The organism is Streptomyces sp. NPDC058457, from assembly GCF_042720695.1.
In the GTDB taxonomy this organism is placed as follows: domain Bacteria; phylum Actinomycetota; class Actinomycetes; order Streptomycetales; family Streptomycetaceae; genus Streptomyces.
The window spans coordinates 1-1511 of sequence record NZ_JBHXLU010000199.1 but is presented as its reverse complement, the minus strand read 5'-3'; the positions used below and the strand labels follow the sequence as shown (position 1 = coordinate 1511).

At 68.4% G+C, this 1511-nt stretch carries 1 protein-coding gene; it reads right to left on the bottom strand.

All coding sequences use genetic code 11. The features are described from left to right. Nucleotides 1–1481 (bottom strand): amino acid adenylation domain-containing protein (locus ACFWPS_RS53965; protein WP_383721916.1); only part of this gene is annotated, 1481 nt, incomplete at its 3' end. Nucleotides 1482–1511: the final 30 nt, after the last annotated feature.

The window sequence follows — 1511 nt, the reverse complement described above, 5'->3', positions numbered from 1 at the left end:
GGAACCATGTACTCCGGCAGTCGCCCCGCCGCATAGTCACGAACGGCATCCGCACCCACGTCCCCGACCACATAACCCACAAGCCGCCCGTCACGCACCACCACCACCGCCCGCTCCACCCCGGAGTAAGCCGCGACAACAGCCTCCACCTCACCAAGCTCCACCCGGAACCCACGGATCTTCACCTGCTCATCCGCACGCCCGACGAACTCCAGCACACCGTCCGCCGTCCACCGCACCAAGTCACCAGTGCGATACATCCGCTCACCCAACCCGAACGGGCAGGCCACAAACCGCTCCGCCGTCAGGTCGGGGCGACCGATGTATCCACGGGCCACACCAGCACCGGCGACATACAACTCACCCGTGACACCTACCGGGACAGGACGCAGGAACGCATCCAACACATACGTCCGGACGTTGGGCAGCGGGCGGCCGATCGCCGGAGGCGCATCCTCACCCGTGATGCCCTCCTCCAGGAGGACGGCCGTACTGATGACGGTCGCCTCCGTGGGGCCGTACGTGTTCCACAGACGGGCGGCTGCCCGCCACTTGGCGGCCAGACCCGCTTCGAGACGCTCCGCACCCAGCACCCAGTTCGCAACACCGCCAACACTCTCCGGCTCCAGCGCCCCGAGAAGGGACGGCACCACACTCGCCGTACCCACACCACTGGACTCGACCATCGCCGCCAAAGCAGACGGATCCCGCCGCTCCTCGGACGAGGCAATCGCCAGCGTGCCGCCGGCAGCCAGGGTCACGGCGACGTCCAGGACGGCCGCGTCGAAGCTGAAGGAAGCGAACTGCAACGACGTCACACCAGGGCCGGCCCCCAGTACCGGACGCATCGCGGAGGCCAGGTTCGCCACCGAACCATGCGCCACCGCCACACCCTTCGGCCGCCCCGTCGACCCCGACGTATAGATGACGTACGCCAACTGATGAGCTTCCACACTCACATGCAGTGACTCGCCACCGGATCCCACCTCCAGATCCTCGAGCCGGACCACCTCGGCGCCATCGGGAACCCGGTCGGCCGTCTCCTCCGTCACCAGCACGAGCCGCGCGCCGCTGTCGTCGACCATGAACGCCAGCCGGTCCGCCGGATACTCCGGATCCAACGGCACATACGCCCCGCCCGCCTTCCACACCGCGAGCTGAGCCACCACCATCTCCACCCCACGCGGCAGACACAGCCCCACCCGCGACTCACACCCCACACCCCGCGCCACCAACCCCCACGCCAACGCGTCAGAACGCCTGTCCACCTCGGCATAGGTCAGAGTGCGGCCCTCCGAACGCAGAGCAGCCGCGGCCGGAGCCTCAACAGCCCACCGCCGGAACCGCTCCAACACGGAGGCCGTGTCCACGTCCTGCACGGTCTCGTTCCACCGCTCGACAACGGAGGCGCGCTCCGAGGCGTCCAGCAGGTCGATCTCCCCGACCCGCGTCATCGGATCGTCCGCGATCTGCTCCAGCACCCGAATGACCCGATCGGCGAGGTCACGGAC